Below are 14246 nucleotides of genomic sequence, written 5' to 3'. Positions count from 1 at the left end.
TGAACTCCTAGTCGAGGTGTCTGGGTTGCCAGTCGTAGATGACCAAGGTGCGCAGGACGAGATCCTGCAGCGAACGGTGGTTGCGGCCGCCGGCGCACAGCACCAGCCCGATGGGGAACAGCGTGTACAACAGTGCCCGGAGGAACGCGATGTGCGCCGGCAGCCGCCGGCGGTGACGATTGACCACCCGCAACCCCATCAGATGGCAGCCGACGGTGCGGCCGGTGATCCACCAGGCGGCGAACAGGTAGAGGAACGCAGCCAGCAGCGCTGTGGTCACCATCGGCAGCGGTGACGCCTCGGTGAACTGGAATCCCCGGGGATCGATCAGGAACAGGAACCCGTTGACGCCCAGGTAGCCGATCAGGATCAGGGCGGCCACCACGATCGCATCGACGAAACCGGCGATCGTCCGGGTGACCAGGCCGGCCGGCCGGCCCTGGAACCAGCGGGCCTCCCTCGGGACGATGGGGATCCCGTCGACGGTCATGATTCCGTCGCCGGCACCTTCCGGCCGAACCGCAGCCGGATCCGGCCGACCGCCCGGCCGACCGCCTCATCGCCCGCCACGCTCTGCATCCGTACGCCGCGCACCGAGTCGGAGGCCACCGAGCCGGTGGACTGGCGGATGATCTCGGCCAGGTCGACCTCGGCGATCACCCCCTCGGCCATCCCGGCGATGTCGATCCGGGCGAGAATCTCGTCCATGTCGACGGACGCGACCACCTCGTTCAGGTCCACGTTGTCCTTGACGAGCTGGGTGAGGTCGATCGGTTCCAGCAGGACGGTGACGACCCTGGGCACCACCGGCTGGAGAAGCGCAAGCACTTGGCCTCTCAGCTCCTGGCGATTTGCGGCGCCGTACTGGGCCAGATTCGCCAGCACAGTGTCCGCGTGGTAGCGCGTCGGCACCACCGGGGGCCTGCGGAGCACGCCGACCGCCGGACCTAGCACTCTCCGCACCCGGCGTCCGACGATGCCCGTGACGGCGACGGCGAGGGCCGTGGCGCCGACCATGACATCGACGACGTCGATCGGCTCGCGGCTTGGCGCTGCCGGTGCCGTCGGTGCTGAGGGAGCTGACGGTTCCGGCGGCACGTCGATCGGAGTCCCGGAGTCTGCCGGGAGCCCGTCGGCCGGGGTCCCGGAGTCTGCCGGGGGCCCGTCGGCCAGGGTCCCCGGGTCGGTCGGGAGCCCGGAGTCATCTACTGGAGTACCCACGAGGCCATCATCGGCACCACCGTCTCACCCGGCATCACCCTTGGTGGGGGAAAGCCGGGCCCGGACCCAGCGCGCGAACACACCCTGGCTGCGATCGAACTCGGCCGCGACCACGGTCGCGGCGACCAGGATGAGCGACACGGCGAGCAGCCAGCCGACCAGCGCCAGCGTGACCCCGAAGAGTCCGTACCGCTCGCTGTAGGTCTCCATCTGCGCGGGCATGTAGACCGTGGCAACCAGGCTGTAGACACTGGCGCAGATGGTCGCGATCACGCCGGTCGGCACCAGCCGTCGCCACTGCACCCGGCCGTCGAGGAGCAGCCACGGAATCGAGATCCACAGCAGGAAACCGCTCACCAGCGAGATGGGCAGGCTGAACAGCCAGTCGAAGGGCAGAGCGCGCACGACGCTCCGCGCGAGCGCCAGCAGCCCGATGTCGATCACGAGGGCCGCCAGCCCCAGGAACGTGTTGAACGAGCCGCGCACGCCGGAGAGCGGGTCGAGGTGCCATGCCTCCAGGTACAGCCGTTGCATCCGCCGGGCCAGCGACAACCCCGAGAACACCAGGATCAGCACACTCAGTGCGCCGACGCTCGCACCGCCGGCCGGCCGCGCGAACACCTCCGTCACCGCCTCGGCGGCGCTGCCGCTGAGGTGAAACTTGCGGATGAACCCGTGCGAGACGACATCGCGGCGATCCGCCGGCGCGAGCGTCGAGACCAGGATGAGCAACGGAATCAGGGCGGTGAGCGCCTGCGAGGCGATGACCATGGCGCGGTCGATCCCCCGCAGGTCGATGAAGGCACCGACGCAACGCCCGGCGAACGTCGCCTCCAACCGCCGGGTGACCTCCTTCAGGTTCTGCGACAGCGGGATCACGGACTGACGTCGTCCTTGACGGCGTGGGCGACGCGGTACTCGTTGACCGGGTGGTACCGGTCGTACAGCATCGTCAGGATGCTCACCAGGAAGACGAAGAACAACGTGTCCGTCAGCTGCAGATCGTCGTTGCGCCGGTTCAGCAGCAGATCGGCGAGGAACACCAGGACGACGTTGGTCGCGAAGACGACCGCGAACGAGATCGTCGCGGAGTCCCAGCCGTAGCCGCGCCGGGACGACCAGAGCCCGATCGCGGAGTTGATCACCACGAAGACCGCGATACCGATGAACAGCGCGAGGTCACTCGCCTCGACGCCTGGCAGCACCCGGCCGTAGATCACGCTGATCAGGCCGATCAGGAAGATCTTCTCCACCGCGGCCCAGTCGAAGACCTTCTGGTGCGCGGCCCGGTACGCGGCCCGCTCGCTCGCTTCGTCGATCGCGACCGGCAGCGGGTCCGCGGCGAGCCGGAGCGGCCAGTCGGCCGGCCGGAGCCGGGGACGGATGACGAACCACACCACCGCGAGCAGGGCCAGTACGGCGACGATGAGGGCCGGCAGGAACCACGGGACGTCCCGGATCGTGTCGGTCAGGTCGAGCTGGGCGATGTGGATCCAGTACTCCTGCGGCAGCTTGATGAAGATCCAGATCCCGCCGGCGACCAGCACCCAGAACTTCATCGTGTAGCGCAGCGGGTTCCGCCGGCTGCGAACGCCTTCGTACGCGATGAAGTAGTACTCGAAGGTGTTCGGGAACACCAGCAGCAGCCAGCGGGCACCGATGAGCTCGAACAGCACCACCCCGACCTGCCGGTAGAAGAACAGGAAGCGGCTGATCTTGACGGCCGGCTGGTTCGTCCAGTTGCGCAGGCTGGCCAGGTAGGCGACCGCCAGGTAGAAGACGTCCATCGCCTTGTCGTAGCTCTGATAGTTCGGTGGGTCGTAGCCGAAGGTCTGGAAGATGGTCTGGTCGACACCGTCGAGCAGCAGGCAGCCGATGATGGCCGGCAGCGGGTAGCGCGGAATCAGCAGCGGCAGGCTGAAGCGCGCCAGGACAACGCACCAGAAGACAATCTCGACGCCCATCCGTCCTCCCTTTGCCTGAACATCATCCCGGCACGGTCAGAACTCGCCCCGTCGACGCAGCGGGCGAGGCCTTCCGTCCGGGTCGTAGACGATCCGGTAGAGCGGCTCCGCCCACAAAGCTTGCCATCTGCTCAGCGGTTGCAGGTCGTGTTGGCGAATCTGACCCGCGGGTCGCTCGCCGCGCCGCCCGCCGGCATACCAGGCGCCCAGGGCCGCCGCCGTACGCCGCCAGAGCTCGAAGCCGGATCCTGGATCGAGCAGCACCGGATCGTCCCGCGACAGCCCCAGGTGCTCCGACCACACGTCCAGCCGCAGATCGCGGGCCAACTGCCGGGCATCCTGATCGCCCGGCAGCCGATGGTCGGGAGTCGTGTCCAGGACCGCGCAGGTGAGCTCACTGTCGGACGTCCATGAGCGCCGGTTGAAGTTGTCCGAGCCGCACGTGAACCACACGTCGTCGACCACGCAGATCTTGGCGTGGACGTAGACGGGTGTGCCGCTGACATTCTCCAGGTTGTAGATCGCCACCCGCTCGGGCGCGGTGCGGCGCAGCATCCGGACCGCGCGCAGCTGACCGAATCTGGCTGGCGGCCCGCTGAACACGCCGTCGGACGCCGGATAGCGCGGTACGACGATGATCACGCGCAGCTCAGGAGATCGTTCGAGCGCGTCGTGGATCCCCTGGGCGATCAGCTCGGACCACAGGTACTGGTCCTCCAGGTAGATCAGCCGCCGCGCCCGCCCGAACGCCTTGCCGTACGCGCGGGCGACACTGCGCTCCCCGTCTGGCGCGAAGGGGTAGCCAGGATGCTTGTACGCGTAGGTGCGCAACACCTGGACGCTGTGTGGACCGGCCGGCGGCGGATCCGGGAACGCCTCCGGCAGTGGCTTCGGATGCCGCGGCATCCGGGCCAGCCGCTGCACGATCATCCGGTACGGCGTCCGCCGGTCGAGCGGATGGTGGTCGTCCCAGCGTTCGACGAACGTCCGCAGCAGGTCTCCGACGATCGGCCCGCGCAACTCGAGCGCGGCATCGTGCCAGGGCGTGCGATCGCCGTAGCGTCGGTCCATCGGCGCCTGCTGCGGATCCCCGCGGTGGTCGGAGTCGTCGCGCCGCTGGTGCGACAGGTCGATACCACCGACGAACGCGACGTCCCGCGTCGGTTCGCCCTGGTGATGGATCACGAACAGCTTCTGATGGTGCGACGAGAGCCGCCGGACCCGTTGGTCGAGCAACACCTCGGCACCGGCCTCGTTGAGCTTGGTGCCGAGCCGCCGGTTCTCGCGCGCGTTGAACTGCAGGTGATCCGAGTGCGACCGCCACAACAGCGCGCGGACCTCGACGCCCGACCGGGCCAGGTCGGCCAGCACGGCCCCGACCGTCGGTCCGTCGGGGAGCAGCTTCTCGTCGGCGTCGCCCCGCCAGTCGGTGAAGTAGACCCGATCACCGGGCCGCAGGGCGCTCAGCTCTTCGTACAGGTGGTGGAAGTAGGTCACGCCCTCGATCAGCGGCCGGACCAGGTTGCCCTCGACCCACGACCCGTCCACGTCGCCCATCCGGTCGATGCAGGTCCACGGATTGCCTCGCTCGTCCGGCAGCAGGAACCAGTCCGCGACGCTCTGGCCGGTCATCGTCTGGCCGTCTGCCGACCGTCAGGTGCGAATCATTCTCGGCCGCGTCAAGGCCCAGATGACCCACACGTTGAGGCCGATCACCAGCAGCGACCACACCGGCTGGTAGGGGATGAAGAAGAAGTTGTTGACCGCGCTGAGTACGGCCAGGACCAGCGTCGCCACCCCGGCCCAGACCGTCCGGTAGAACAGGCCGATACCCGCCGCCAGCATGGCCAGCCCGAGGATCAGGTGGATCCAGCCCCAGGTCGTCGTGTCCAGGTCGAACGCGTACCCCCGGACGACGACGAAGTACTGGTCGTCGATGATCGCGGCGAGCCCCTCGATCGCCTGGAACACTCCGAGCAGGACCATCATGGTCGCGGCGAACGTGACAGCGCTCGTGGCCCACGGCGATTGCCTCTGCTGCTGGTTGGTGCCTTCCTGGGTCATCAATGCCACCCCTCCCCTGAGGTGCACGCCGACTGCGTGTCGAGTGCGCATCGACAGTAGGCGCGCGCCCGGCGGCCCCGCTTCACCCTTGGCGGACGACGTCCGGGCGCCGTCTCATCCGGGGTGAGTGATGCCGGTGGAGCGGATGTGAGCGATGTTCGAACCCTCGATCCCGGCCGGGAGGGAGGTCACGACAGTGACCGGGCACCGCTCCGTACCCCGAGACGATCCGCCGCCGGCCGCCGACTCCGAAGTACCGGCCGAGCCGCCGGCCCCGGTCCCGGTGCTGCCGCGCGGCGTCGTCGTCCTGCTCGGGACGGGCGCCGCGGTCCTCACGGCCGCCGGCCTGCGCACCTTCTCGGGGATCGTCGGGCCCGCGTTCCTCGCCCTGGTCCTGACCATCGCGGTCAGTCCGCTGCGCCGCCTGCTGATCCGGCGCGGCGCCCGCAAGTGGGTGGCCGGGCTGGTCGCACTCATCGTGGTGAACGTCGTGCTGCTCGGGCTCGCGGCGGCGATGTTCCTGTCGGTCGCCAAGCTGGCGACCCTGTTGCCGACGTACAAGGACGACTTCGCCGGGATCGTCGACGACGTCCGCGGGTGGATGGCCGATCGGGGGATCGGGACCGACGAGATCCAGTCGGCGCTGCAGAAGGTCGACTTCGGGCAGTTGCTCGGCGTCCTGCAGGGCTGGCTGACCGGGCTGCTCGGGGTGATCTCCAACCTCAGTTTCGTGGTGGTGCTGCTGTTCTTCATGAGTCTGGACGCGACCCACTTCGCCGACCGGCTGGTCGAGGCCGCGCGGATCCGGCCCGACGTCTCCGGCGCCCTGCTCGGCTTCGCCCGCGGTACGACGCGCTACCTGGTCGTCTCGAGCGTCTTCGGGCTGATCGTCGCCGTGATCGACGTCGGCGTGCTCTACATCCTCGACATCCCGCTGCCGTGGCTGTGGGGGCTGCTCGCCTTCATCACCAACTACATCCCGAACGTCGGGTTCTTCATCGGGGTCATCCCGCCGGCGCTGCTGGGCCTGCTCGAAGGCGGCTGGGAGACCCTGCTCTGGGTGATCGTGTCGTACAGCGTGATCAACTTCATCATCCAGTCGATCATCCAGCCGAAGGTCGTCGGCGACTCGGTCGGCATGTCCACCACGCTGACGTTCCTGTCGCTCGTCTTCTGGGCCTGGATCCTCGGGCCGCTCGGCGCCGTCCTCGCCATCCCGCTGTCGCTGCTGGTCAAGGCGTTGCTGCTGGACGCCGACCCGTCGACGCGCTGGATGAGCGGCCTGATCTCCGGTGCCGAGGTCAAGGAACTGCCCGCCGTACCCGCTCCGGAGCCGGAGCCGGTCCAACCGGAGGAGGCCGGCGCGCCGGCTAGCTGACGAGCTCTCCGAAGGCCTCGATCGAGCGGAGTACGTCGTGCTGCGGCATGCCAGGCGGCTGGATGCGAAGAATGATGCCGTCGGCACCCATTTCCTCGTAGTGCGCCAGCCGCTCGGCGCACTCGGCCTTCGACCCGATCACACTGCGGTCCGCGATCTCGTCCCAGCCCTGGGTGTAGCGGCTCGCGTCGGCCGACGTACGCTTCCAGCCGGTGTAGGCGTCGTACAGGTCGCGCAGCGGCTCCTCCAGGGCTTGCCGCGCGTCCTGCGACGTCGGCGCGCAGAAACCCTCCCGGCACAGGATCACCTCGGCGCCGAGGGTGCCTTCGCCGCGCGGGTAGGAGTGGTACTCGGCGATCTTGGCCGGGAGGTCGGAGTCCAGCTCGTTGAATGACGTGGTCCAGCCGTCGCACATCCGTGCGGTCCGCTCGAGCATCGCGGAGACGCGGCCGCCGTTCCACAGCTTCGGGCGCGGACTCTGCACCGGTCGCGGCGACAGGAACGCCGCGCGGATGCTGGTGAACTTGCCGTCGTACGTGACCTCGTCCTCGGTCCACAACCGGGTCAGGATCTCCAGGCCCTCCTCGAACCGCGCGACCCGCTCGGCCTGCGTCACGCCGTACAGCGCGAACTCCTCCGGCCGGTACCCGAGCACGAAGCCCGCGGTCAGCCGGCCACCGGACAGTACGTCGATGTGCGCGAGCGTCTCGGCCAGTACGACGGGGTCGTACAGCGGGGCCACGATCCCGGCGGTGGCCAGGCCGATCCGCTCGGTGTGGGCCGCCAGCCAGGTCAGCGACGTGAGGATCTCGTGGTACCCGGGCCGGTGCAGATGCCGCTCGCCGAGCACGATCCACTCGAAGCCGGCCTGCTCGGCCAGCCGTGCCTGCTCGACCGCGTCGGCCAGCCGCGGGCGCTCGTCCGGGGTGCCGTAGAGGTTCAGATAGAGACCCAGCCGCATCGGGGGTGCCACCTTCCGTTGACAGAGAGCGCTCGCGGTATTTACGGTCTTGACCGTAAATGCTTTCCGATCAGATTGCGACCCGAGGAGCCGGAATTGAGTGTTGCATCGCATCCGGTCGGGTTGCCGGCCGGGACCGGAGTAGGTCCGATCAGCGCGATCAAGACCCGCGTGGTCAGTGCGCGGTACCGTCGGCCGTTCCAGATCAGCAGCGGGATCAGCACCGAGCTGGTCAGCCTGGTGGTCGAGATCCACACCGCCGACGGCGCGGTCGGTATCGGTGAGACCTCACCGATGACGGCGTACACCGGTGAGACGCTGGCCGGAGTCACCGCGGCCATCGAGGAGCACCTGGCGCCGGCCCTGATCGGCCGTGACCCGCTCGACCGGGCCGGTGCGCACGTACTGATGGACGCCGTGCTCCGCGGTCAGCAGGTAGCCAAGTCCGGACTGGACATCGCGCTCTATGACCTGGCCGGTCGGCTGAGCGGCTGGCCTGTGCACGCGATCCTCGGTGGCAGTGTCAGAGAACGCGTGCAGACGACGTGGGTGGTCGGGCTCGGCACGCTCGACGAGATGGCTCTGGAGGCCGCGGAGTACGCCGGTAAAGGATTCAGGCATCTGAAGGTCAAAGGTGGCCAAGACCCCGCCAAGGACCTCGAGCTGATCCGTGCGGTCCGTGCGGCGATCCCTGCCGACGCAGAGCTCTGCCTGGACGCTAACGAGGGGTACGACGCGACCACAGCGCTGCCCTACCTCGCCAAGATGACCGAAGCCGGTCTGACCCTGCTGGAGCAGCCACTGCCGCGCTGGGACCTGGCCGGGCTGGTGCGGCTGCGTGAGCGGCTCGACGTCCGGGTGATGGTCGACGAGAGCATGCACTCACTGCATGATGCTCTCGAGATCGCTCGCCGTGGGGCGGCCGACGTACTGAACATCAAGATCCTCAAGGTCGGCGGCCTGCATCGCGCCCTCCAGATCGCCAACGTGGCCGAGGCGGCCGGGCTCGCGGTGAAGGTAGGCTCGATGCCGGAGCTGGGGGTGGCGACCCTGGCCGCGGTCCATCTGGCGGCCGCCGTACCGGGTGCCACCGTCGCGGCCGACCTGGTCGGGCCGCTGATGGTCGACGAGGACCCGCTGGCTCCGAGTGTGTTCGCCGACTGCGACGGCTGGATCGACGTACCCAAGCGCCCAGGCCTCGGCCACGACGTCTGAGAGGTCCCTCATGCACCCGCTCGTCGAACGACTCCGCGGCACACTGCTCCCCGCAGTCGTCACTCCGATGGACTCAGAGGGCGTCGTCGCGTACGACGCTCTGACCGCGTACGCCGGCGCTCTGACGGCAGAGTCCGTCGGTGGGGTCGCAGTGTGGGCCCACACCGGGCGTGGGCTCTACCTGTCCGCGGCTGACCGGTCCAAGGTGCTGGAGACGTGGCGGCAGGCTACGGACGTGCCCATCGTCGCGGGAGTCGGCGTACCGCGGTCCTCGTCGGCGCAGAGCCTGCGGGAGGCCACTGACGCGACGGTAGCGATGGCTCTGGAGGCGGCTGCGGGCGGAGCGGACGCGGTGATGGTCTATCCGCTGGCTGCGCTCCGAGAGTTGCCGGACGGGCATGCGCAGGCGGTGGCGTTGCACGAGCGGGTGGCGGCGGAGAGTGGGCTGCCACTGGTCGGTTTCTACCTCCATGGCGAGGCTGGTGGGTATCCGTACCCGCCCTCGCTGATCCGTGAGCTGTTATCGCTGCCGTCCATGCTCGGGGTGAAGACCGCGACGCTGGATCGGGCCATCGGGTGCCAGGACGCCATCTGGGCCGGGCGTGGGACCGGGAAGCTGCTCATCACCGGTGAGGACCGGATGTATGGGCCTTCGTTCATGTGGGGCGCGGATACGGCCCTCGTCGGGATCGCCGCGGCCCAGGTCCCGCTGTCCGCCGCCGTCCTCGAGGCTTGGACGTCCGGGGACCACAGTGGCTTCCTGACCGCCTCAGAACGGCTGGACCGGTTCGCCGCGGCCACCTTCTACGCCCCGATCGAGGGCTACGTGCAGCGCATGCTCTGGGCAGCCGAGTGGGAAGGCCTGCTCCCAGCGGAAGCCGCCTACGACCCCTACGGCCCGACGCTGCCTTTTGGTGAGCGCGACCTGGTCATCCGCTGCCTCGAGGATCTCGCCCGTTAGGTGGCTCGCTCCCTCCGACGCTCCACCCACACCGGCGACCGCCTCGAGTGGCGACAATTGTGGTCTTGACCGAAACTAAGAGAAGCCGCCTTGAACGTCAAGTGCCCGGGGCCGGCTGCGCTATTCTGCGAGTTGAGGGCCAGACCAGAAGTCGTCGAAGGAGTGCCGTGCAGATCAGCTCAGCCCCGGGCGCGGTGGCCTGATGACGCTCACTGTCGGCGTCGTCGGTCCGGAGGACCTGGTGCTGCGGGTGATCGCGGTCGGTCCGCCGAGCGGCGCGACCCTGCTCCCGCTGCCCTACCGGCACGAGACCGAGGCGGTCGACCTCGTTGAGCAGGCGCACGAGAAGGTCGACGCGCTGCTGTTCACCGGGGTCGTGCCGTACACGATCGCCACCGAGGCCGGCGTGATCGACCGGCCCGCCATGTACGTGTCGTACGACGGCGCCACGCTGCTCCGTGCACTCGTCGAACTGCTCCGGCTCGGGCACAACGTCACCCAGTTCTCGATCGACACACTGCGGCGTAGTGAGGTGCTGGAGACGCTGATCGAGGCCAAGCTCCCGACCGACCAGATCCACGTGCTGCCGTACCGGCCGGGCCTGACCTCCGACGACATCGTCGCCTTCCACCGGACCGCCCGCGACAAGCACGACACCAAGGTCGCGATCAGCTGCCTCGGCTCGGCGTTCCATTTGCTGGAGAACGAGATGCCGTCGGTACGGCTCGCGCCCTCCCGTTACTCGATCCGGTCGACGTTGCAGGCCTTGGTCTTGACGACGACCGGGCAGCACGTCGGTGACGCGCAGGTAGCGCTCGGCGTGATCGCACTGCCCGAGCCGGACGACGCACTGGCCGGTGATCTGATCACGCTCGGCGGCAGCCTGGCCGCGCTGCCGGACGGGCGGCATCTGGTCGTCACCACCCGCGGCCTGCTCGAGCAGGCAACCGAGCAGTTCACCCGGATGCCCTTGCTCGACCACCTCGCGGCCCGGCACAGCACGGCGTACGTCGGTTTCGGCGTCGGACGTACGGCGGCCGAGGCGGAAGCACTCGCCCGCCGCGCAGTCAGCCGGGCCGAGTCGATCGGCGCGGTCGCCGGCGTCGTGTCGATGTCCGACGACGTCGAGATCGTCATCGAGCCCTCCGGCGACCAGCCCGCCACCCGCCGCGGCCCCGAAAGCCTCCCGCTCCTGGCCCGCCGCGTCGGCCTCAACACCCAGACTCTCGCCCGCATGCGCGAACTCACCGCCACCCTCCCCGACGGCCTCACCACCCAAGACGTCGCCGACCACCTGGCCGTGCAGCTCCGCACCGCCCGCCGAGTCCTCAAACGCCTCGAACGAGCCGGCCTGGCCGCCCCCACCGGCACCCAGCAACACGGCCGCACCGGGCGTCCCCCGACGGTGTATCTGATCCGCCTGTAGTACACCCCCGCGTGCTACGCAGCGCGTGGGTGGTTAGTGGGGTGTGGGTTGGATGATGGTGACGCCGGCTGGGGTGCCGTTGGACAAAGCGGCTAGGGCAGCGGGGGCTTCTTCCAGGGTGATCGTGCGGGTGATCAGCTCGGCGGGTTTTAGGTTGCCTGAAGCAACTAGCGACAGCATTTCCGGGTAGGCGTGGGCGGGCATGCCGTGGCTGCCCAGCCATTGGAGTTCCTGGCCGATCAACCGGCCGACGTCGAGCTGCACGCCGGAGGGGAGGAGGCCGACCTGGAGGTGGCGACCACGCGGGCGCAAAGCTTGTAGGGCTTGTTGGACGATGGCGTTGGAGCCCAACGCATCCATGGTCACGTGGGCACCACCGAGGGCGTGGATCTCGTCGACGACCGTCGGTGACGCCTGGATGGTGTGGGAGGCGCCGTACTCGCGGGCGAGCTTCAGGGCGTCGGGGTTCGTGTCGACGGCGATCACCTCGGCGCCGAGAGCTGCGGCGATCATCACCGCGGAGAGGCCTACGCCGCCACAGCCGAAGATGGTGACGCGTTCGCCCGGAGCCACACGGCCGACCTGGTGGATGGCGCGGAAGGACGTGGCGAAGCGGCAGCCCAAGCCCGCGGCCGTGGCGAAGTCCATGTCGTCGGGGAGGCGGACCAGGTTCACCTCGGCGTACGGGACAGCGACGTACTCCGCGAACGAGCCCCAGTAGTTGAAGCCGGGTTGGAGCTGGTTCGGGCAGACCTGGTGGTTGCCCTCCTGGCACTGCTCGCACTGACCACAGGCGCAGATGAACGGCGTCGTCACCCGATCGCCGACCTGCCAGCCAGAGACCCCAGCCCCGACGGCGGCGACGGTCCCGGCCAGCTCATGGCCCGGGACATGCGGCAGCACGATGTCGGAGTCATGGCCCATCCACCCGTGCCAGTCGCTCCGGCATAGCCCGGTCGCCTCCACCTTCAGGACGACCGCGCCATCCGCCGGCTCAGGCCGCGGAACCTCCTGTACGGCGGGCAGAACGCCGTACTGCTCGATCACAACAGCGCGCACCAGAGCATCGTAGTCAGCCGACGCAGAACTCGTTGCCTTCGGGATCGAGCATCACGATGTGGCCGAGTTCGGGGCCGTAGAAGTCCTCGCGGACCTCAACAGCCCCCAGCGCCACCAACTCCGCGGCTTTCGTGCGCATGCGGTCCGCGGAGGCGGCGTCGCGGGCGCCGGGACCGGCCACGCGGATGTCGATGTGCAGACGGTTCTTCGCGGTCTTGGGCTCGGGCACGCGGAGGAAGCCGATCGCCGGCCCGACGTCGTCGGGATCGATGATCCCCGAGCCGTCCGGATCGTCGAATCCGGGCTCGATCACGTACCCGAGGGCCGCGGCCCAGAATCGGGCCAGCTTCTGCGGATCGGCGGCATCCCCGCCGATGGTCCATTTCGTCGCCATGCAGGTGACGGTAGCGGTGGTTCCGGACGAAAGACGCCCGGAACCACCGGCAGGATCAGCCGCCCGCGACCGCGGGGATGATCGAGACCTGGCCGCCGTCCTTGATCGCGGTCTGCAGGCCGTCGGCGAACCGTACGTCGTCATCGTCGACGTACACGTTCACGAACCGGCGCAGCTCGCCGGACTCGTCCAGCACCCGGCCCTTGATGCCGGGGTAGGAGCCGTCCAGCGACTCCAGCACCTCGCTCAGCGTCCCGCCCTCGGCCGAGACCTCGGACACGCCCTGGGTGTAGGGCCGCAGGATGGTGGGGACCCGTACGCTCACGCTCACTGCAGGCCTGCCTTCACGAAGGCGTCGTACGACGCGGGAATGGTCACCTTGGGGCCGACCCGGTCGGCCACGGCGTCGAGCGTCTTCAGCCCGTCGCCGGAGTTGATGATCACCGTCTCGGCCTCGGGGTCGAGCTGCCCGGTCGCGATCAGCTTCTTCAGCGTCGCGACGGTCACCCCGCCCGCGGTCTCGGCGAAGACGCCCTCGGTCCGGGCGAGCAACTGGATCCCCTCGACGACTTCCTCGTCGCTGACGTCCTCGATCGCACCGCCGGTACGCCGGGCGACGTCGAGCACATACGGTCCGTCGGCCGGGTTGCCGATCGCCAGGGACTTCGCGATGGTGTCCGGCTTGACCGGCTTGACCACGTCGTGGCCGTCCCGGAAGGCCTGCGCCACGGGCGAGCAGCCGGTGGCCTGAGCGCCGTACACCTTGTAGTCGGTGGCGTCGACCAGGCCGAGCTTGCCGAGCTCGGTGAAGCCCTTGTCGATCTTGGTCAGCTGCGAGCCGGACGCGACCGGGATCACCACCTGCTGCGGGATTCGCCAGCCGAGCTGCTCGGCGATCTCGAAGGCCAGCGTCTTGGAGCCTTCGGAGTAGTACGGGCGGACGTTGACGTTGACGAACGCCCAGCCCTCCTCCTCGCCGGCGATCTCGGAGGCCAGCTTGTTCACGTCGTCGTAGTTGCCGTCGACGGCCACCAGAGTCCCGCCGTACACGGCGGTGGTGATGATCTTGGGTCGCTCCAGGTCCTTGGGGATGAAGACGACCGAGCGGATGCCGGCCCGGGCGGCGGCCGCGGCGACGGCGTTGGCCAGGTTGCCGGTGGAGGGGCAGGCGAAGACCTTCATGCCCAGCTCGCGGGTGGCGCTCAGGGCGGATGCGACCACGCGGTCCTTGAAGGAGTGGGTCGGGTTGCCCGAGTCGTCCTTCACCCAGAGCTTGCGCAGGCCCAGTTCACGGGCCAGGTTCTTGGCGTCGATGAGCCGGGTGTAGCCGGGCTCGGTGTTCGGGAAGCTGGCCACGTCCACCGGGACGGGCAGCAGTGGCTGGTAGCGCCAGATGTTCTTGGGACCGGCCTCGATCTGCTCCCGCGTGATGGTCGGGTAGTCGTACCCGACCTCGAGCGGACCGAAGCACTCCATACAGGCGTAGAACGGACCGAGCGGCGACTTCGCCCCACAGGCGCGACAGCTCAGGTGCGTACCGTTGCCGAAGGCACCTTCACGGATCGTGTGGGTGGCGGCGGTCAGGCTCATGAGTGAGGTTCCC

The 14246-nt window shown here is 68.8% G+C and carries 15 protein-coding genes; 4 read left to right on the top strand and 11 right to left on the bottom strand.

Annotated elements, in window-relative coordinates; all coding sequences use genetic code 11:
* Window positions 1–7 precede the first annotated feature (7 nt).
* Genes ACZ3HV_RS20355 through ACZ3HV_RS20330 form a run of 6 tightly spaced genes read right to left on the bottom strand, consistent with a single transcriptional unit; the run spans window position 8 to window position 5249 of the window.
* Entirely contained in the window at window positions 8–490 is a 483-nt protein-coding gene (locus tag ACZ3HV_RS20355) for an RDD family protein (protein ID WP_465686498.1), read from the bottom strand.
* A complete protein-coding gene (locus ACZ3HV_RS20350; RefSeq protein WP_465686496.1) occupies window positions 487–1221 on the bottom strand; it encodes a hypothetical protein in 735 nt (244 codons plus the stop codon). Before ACZ3HV_RS20350 ends, ACZ3HV_RS20355 begins: the two co-directional genes overlap by 4 nt.
* A gap of 24 nt (window positions 1222–1245) precedes the next feature.
* On the bottom strand, window positions 1246–2100 hold the full coding sequence (locus ACZ3HV_RS20345; RefSeq protein WP_465686494.1) for a YhjD/YihY/BrkB family envelope integrity protein: 855 nt from the start codon (window positions 2098–2100) through the stop codon (window positions 1246–1248).
* On the bottom strand, window positions 2097–3185 hold the full coding sequence (locus ACZ3HV_RS20340; RefSeq protein ID WP_465686492.1) for a hypothetical protein: 1089 nt from the start codon (window positions 3183–3185) through the stop codon (window positions 2097–2099). Before ACZ3HV_RS20340 ends, ACZ3HV_RS20345 begins: the two co-directional genes overlap by 4 nt.
* A 36-nt stretch (window positions 3186–3221) precedes the next feature.
* Window positions 3222–4817, bottom strand: a complete 1596-nt coding sequence (locus ACZ3HV_RS20335; protein ID WP_465686490.1) for a phospholipase D family protein — start codon at window positions 4815–4817, stop codon at window positions 3222–3224.
* Between the two features lie 21 nt (window positions 4818–4838).
* Entirely contained in the window at window positions 4839–5249 is a 411-nt protein-coding gene (locus tag ACZ3HV_RS20330; protein ID WP_465686488.1) for a DUF7144 family membrane protein, read from the bottom strand.
* 154 nt (window positions 5250–5403) lie between these two features.
* Here ACZ3HV_RS20330 and ACZ3HV_RS20325 point away from each other — a divergent pair, with 154 nt between their 5' ends.
* Complete coding sequence (locus tag ACZ3HV_RS20325; RefSeq protein ID WP_465686485.1) at window positions 5404–6627, top strand: AI-2E family transporter; 1224 nt, start codon at window positions 5404–5406, stop codon at window positions 6625–6627.
* Here the strand turns inward: ACZ3HV_RS20325 and ACZ3HV_RS20320 are convergent.
* Window positions 6620–7588 carry an LLM class flavin-dependent oxidoreductase gene (locus ACZ3HV_RS20320; RefSeq protein ID WP_465686483.1) on the bottom strand — a complete coding sequence of 323 codons (969 nt, stop codon included), beginning with the start codon at window positions 7586–7588 and terminating at the stop codon, window positions 6620–6622. The genes ACZ3HV_RS20325 and ACZ3HV_RS20320 overlap by 8 nt on opposite strands.
* 96 nt (window positions 7589–7684) lie before the next feature.
* Between ACZ3HV_RS20320 and ACZ3HV_RS20315 the strand changes: the two genes are divergently transcribed.
* The 3 genes from ACZ3HV_RS20315 (at window position 7685) to ACZ3HV_RS20305 (ending at window position 11190) form a co-directional block, all read left to right on the top strand.
* Window positions 7685–8803 carry a mandelate racemase/muconate lactonizing enzyme family protein gene (locus tag ACZ3HV_RS20315; RefSeq protein ID WP_465686481.1) on the top strand — a complete coding sequence of 373 codons (1119 nt, stop codon included), beginning with the start codon at window positions 7685–7687 and terminating at the stop codon, window positions 8801–8803.
* Window positions 8804–8813: 10 nt separating this feature from the next.
* The gene (locus tag ACZ3HV_RS20310) at window positions 8814–9764 is read left to right on the top strand and encodes a dihydrodipicolinate synthase family protein (protein ID WP_465686478.1); all 951 of its coding nucleotides are present in this window, start codon (window positions 8814–8816) and stop codon (window positions 9762–9764) included.
* Window positions 9765–9966: 202 nt separating this feature from the next.
* The gene (locus ACZ3HV_RS20305) at window positions 9967–11190 is read left to right on the top strand and encodes a hypothetical protein (RefSeq protein WP_465686476.1); all 1224 of its coding nucleotides are present in this window, start codon (window positions 9967–9969) and stop codon (window positions 11188–11190) included.
* 33 nt (window positions 11191–11223) lie between these two features.
* Here ACZ3HV_RS20305 and ACZ3HV_RS20300 read toward each other — a convergent pair whose 3' ends face one another.
* The 4 genes from ACZ3HV_RS20300 to thrC are packed head-to-tail and all read right to left on the bottom strand — an operon-like array spanning window position 11224 to window position 14233.
* Entirely contained in the window at window positions 11224–12249 is a 1026-nt protein-coding gene (locus ACZ3HV_RS20300; RefSeq protein WP_465686473.1) for a zinc-dependent alcohol dehydrogenase family protein, read from the bottom strand.
* A gap of 13 nt (window positions 12250–12262) precedes the next feature.
* The gene (locus ACZ3HV_RS20295) at window positions 12263–12643 is read right to left on the bottom strand and encodes a VOC family protein (RefSeq protein WP_465686471.1); all 381 of its coding nucleotides are present in this window, start codon (window positions 12641–12643) and stop codon (window positions 12263–12265) included.
* Between the two features lie 55 nt (window positions 12644–12698).
* Window positions 12699–12974, bottom strand: a complete 276-nt coding sequence (locus ACZ3HV_RS20290; RefSeq protein WP_360362965.1) for a MoaD/ThiS family protein — start codon at window positions 12972–12974, stop codon at window positions 12699–12701.
* Window positions 12971–14233: a threonine synthase gene (gene thrC, locus ACZ3HV_RS20285; RefSeq protein WP_465686469.1), complete on the bottom strand. Its 1263-nt coding sequence runs from the start codon at window positions 14231–14233 to the stop codon at window positions 12971–12973. Before thrC ends, ACZ3HV_RS20290 begins: the two co-directional genes overlap by 4 nt.
* Window positions 14234–14246 lie beyond the last annotated feature (13 nt).

The sequence above is a fragment of the Kribbella sp. NPDC020701 genome, from assembly GCF_055562215.1.
The sequence above is the reverse complement of the archived record's forward strand: the minus strand, read 5'-3'. Positions and strand labels throughout refer to the sequence as shown.

Excerpts from the sequence above, each read along its gene's own strand:
- ACZ3HV_RS20355 (WP_465686498.1), bottom strand. The coding sequence starts at position 490 with ATGACCGTCGACGGGATCCCCATCGTCCCGAGGGAGGCCCGCTGGTTC.
- ACZ3HV_RS20340 (WP_465686492.1), bottom strand. The coding sequence starts at position 3,185 with ATGGGCGTCGAGATTGTCTTCTGGTGCGTTGTCCTGGCGCGCTTCAGC.
- ACZ3HV_RS20335 (WP_465686490.1), bottom strand. The coding sequence starts at position 4,817 with ATGACCGGCCAGAGCGTCGCGGACTGGTTCCTGCTGCCGGACGAGCGA.
- ACZ3HV_RS20330 (WP_465686488.1), bottom strand. The coding sequence starts at position 5,249 with ATGACCCAGGAAGGCACCAACCAGCAGCAGAGGCAATCGCCGTGGGCC.
- ACZ3HV_RS20325 (WP_465686485.1), top strand. The coding sequence starts at position 5,404 with ATGTTCGAACCCTCGATCCCGGCCGGGAGGGAGGTCACGACAGTGACC.
- ACZ3HV_RS20320 (WP_465686483.1), bottom strand. The coding sequence starts at position 7,588 with ATGCGGCTGGGTCTCTATCTGAACCTCTACGGCACCCCGGACGAGCGC.
- ACZ3HV_RS20310 (WP_465686478.1), top strand. The coding sequence starts at position 8,814 with ATGCACCCGCTCGTCGAACGACTCCGCGGCACACTGCTCCCCGCAGTC.
- ACZ3HV_RS20305 (WP_465686476.1), top strand. The coding sequence starts at position 9,967 with ATGACGCTCACTGTCGGCGTCGTCGGTCCGGAGGACCTGGTGCTGCGG.
- ACZ3HV_RS20295 (WP_465686471.1), bottom strand. The coding sequence starts at position 12,643 with ATGGCGACGAAATGGACCATCGGCGGGGATGCCGCCGATCCGCAGAAG.
- thrC (WP_465686469.1), bottom strand. The coding sequence starts at position 14,233 with ATGAGCCTGACCGCCGCCACCCACACGATCCGTGAAGGTGCCTTCGGC.